3 protein-coding genes are annotated in these 2,143 nt (G+C 71.0%); 1 reads left to right on the forward strand and 2 read right to left on the reverse strand.

The genetic code is table 11. The features are described 5' to 3' along the window. Together FNQ90_RS20580 and FNQ90_RS20585 are read right to left on the reverse strand one after the other, a co-directional pair. The coding region (locus FNQ90_RS20580; protein ID WP_182607721.1) for a phosphotransferase at positions 1 to 386 on the reverse strand (386 nt) is incomplete at its 3' end. After that, the gene (locus FNQ90_RS20585) at positions 383 to 799 is read right to left on the reverse strand and encodes a hypothetical protein (protein WP_182607722.1); all 417 of its coding nucleotides are present in this window, start codon (positions 797 to 799) and stop codon (positions 383 to 385) included. The genes FNQ90_RS20585 and FNQ90_RS20580, both read right to left, overlap by 4 nt. A gap of 38 nt (positions 800 to 837) precedes the next feature. On the opposite strand from FNQ90_RS20585, the gene fxlM reads away from it, so the two are divergent. After that, positions 838 to 2,143 (forward strand): methyltransferase, FxLD system (gene fxlM / locus FNQ90_RS20590; protein WP_182607723.1); only part of this gene is annotated, 1,306 nt, incomplete at its 3' end.

Below are 2,143 nucleotides of genomic sequence, written 5' to 3' on the forward strand. Positions count from 1 at the left end.
GTCCAGGGGGGGCGGAGGGGAAGGTCGTTGGGTATCGGCAGGTCGTGGAGGTGGCGGAGCACTGGGGCCGGCCCCTTCTCGGTGCTGGGCCGGTGCGGGGGAAGCTCCTCCCAGAAGGTCGCCGGGCGGCCGGCGGCCAGGACTGGCTGGTCGATGGGCAGCGGGCGGACCGCGGGCACGCCTGAGGTGGCCAGCCAGCGGGCGATGGCCACCTCCCGGGCCGCCGCCTCCGCCTGTCCTTCCCGTGCGATCCGGACGACGACTCCTGTGCCAGGGGCCAGGCGCCAGATGTCGTTCTCCGCCAGCCGGATGGGTTCGGCGCCGTCGGCTGAGAACCCGGCGAGGGCGGTGATTCGGCGCAGCACGGCGAGGGAGCGGCTGGTCACGGGGCGAGGGTTTCGGTGATGCGACGGCGGAGTTCGGCGACCTCGGGTCTGCGGCGGTGCGGCGTCGCGGCGGTGGCCAGTGCGCGTACGTTGTCCCGGGCACGTCGGGAGCGGATCCGGCCGATCTCGTCCAGCGCGCGCAGTGCCGTGATGGCGGCTTCCCGGGGGTCGCCGGTGTGCATCATCAGGGTGGCGAGTTTGGTACCGGAGATCGCGCGGGAGCGGGTGTAGGCGTCGGAGTGGTGCAGCACGGCCTGCCGGAGGTGGCCCTCCGGGCGGCGGGGCGAGGCGCCGGAGAGCAGGGCGAGGTCGAGGATGGCGGGGACCGGTGTCGCCCTGGTGTTGGGCGTAGTCGTAGTAGGCCATCCACGGGACGTCGTGGTCGTTTCAGCGGGCAGGACAGGAAAGACCACCCCCCTCGCCACGCCTCCGCGCCGCCGTACACCGCCTCATGACGGTCGACGTCAGCCCCACCAGCCCCGTCATCACCGACGGCCGCCTCACCCACCTCACGGACTGGATCACCGCCTTCCACCAGTTGGGCCGGCAGCCGGCGGACCTCAATCACCGGGGTCATCTCGTACGGGGCCTCCGAGGCGTACTGGCCCATCACGTCATCTTCCAATGGAATCGCCCGGGCCTCCCGGCAGATATCCAGCACACCCTGTCAACACTCGCGAAAGAGGTAGTCATGGGAACGAGCGACCACGCCGCGTCGCCCCACGCCGCGAGCCGGCAGCGCACTACGGTCACCGAGGTGAAGACCGACACCATCGAAACAAGCGACGCCGACCGCCTCCGCAACGAGCTCGTCGACCGCCTGATCAAGGACGGCAGTGTGCGAACGCGCAGCGTCGAGGACGCCATGCGCTCCGTCCCCCGCCACCTCTTCGTCCCCCAAGCCCCCTTGGAGCAGGCGTACGGCAACGCCCCGGTCAGCATCAAAGACGACGACAACGGCGCCTCCATCAGCTGCGCCTCGCAGCCCGACGTCGTCGGCCTCATGCTGGAACAGCTCGATGTCGAACCCGGCCAGAAGATCCTCGAACTCGGCGCCGGGACCGGCTTCAACGCAGCCCTCCTCGCTCACCTCGCCGGCCCGAACGGCCACGTCACCACCATCGACGTCGACCACGACCTCGTAGACGGCGCCCGCACCGCCCTCGCCTCCGCCGGCCTCCGCAACGTGGACGTCATCCATGGAGACGGCGCCCTCGGCTACGCCCCCAACGCCCCCTATGACCGGGTCATCGCCACCGTCGGCGCCCACGGCGTCCCCCACGCCTGGCTCGACCAGCTCGCCCCGACGGGGCGCCTGCTCACCCCCCTGCGCCTGCGCGGCAGCGTCTCCCGCTCCATCGCTTTCGCTCCGCAGCCCGACGGCATCTGGCGCAGCGTCTCCAGCCGGATGAACACCTTCATGCCCCTGCGGCGCGGCATCGCCGACGACCCCCGCACCATCGTGCCTCTCGCCCCAGACAACGCCGTCACCCTCGTCACCAACGGCGACCAGACCGTCAACGCCGACGCCCTCACCGATGTCTTCCATCAGTCCCGCACCGAGGCATGGACCGGCGTCACCTTCCGGGGCCCGGAGTCAGCCGAATGGCTGGAGCTATGGCTGACCTGCTCCCTCCCCAACGGCCTCAGCCGTATGCCCACCACCCCGCGGGCCATCGACAACGGCCTGGTCATCGCCCCCTACCCCTCCTCCACCGCGACCTTCGACGACAGCGGCACCCTCACCTACCTCACCC

Source organism: Streptomyces alkaliphilus (assembly GCF_014141535.1).
Classification (GTDB): domain Bacteria; phylum Actinomycetota; class Actinomycetes; order Streptomycetales; family Streptomycetaceae; genus Streptomyces; species Streptomyces alkaliphilus.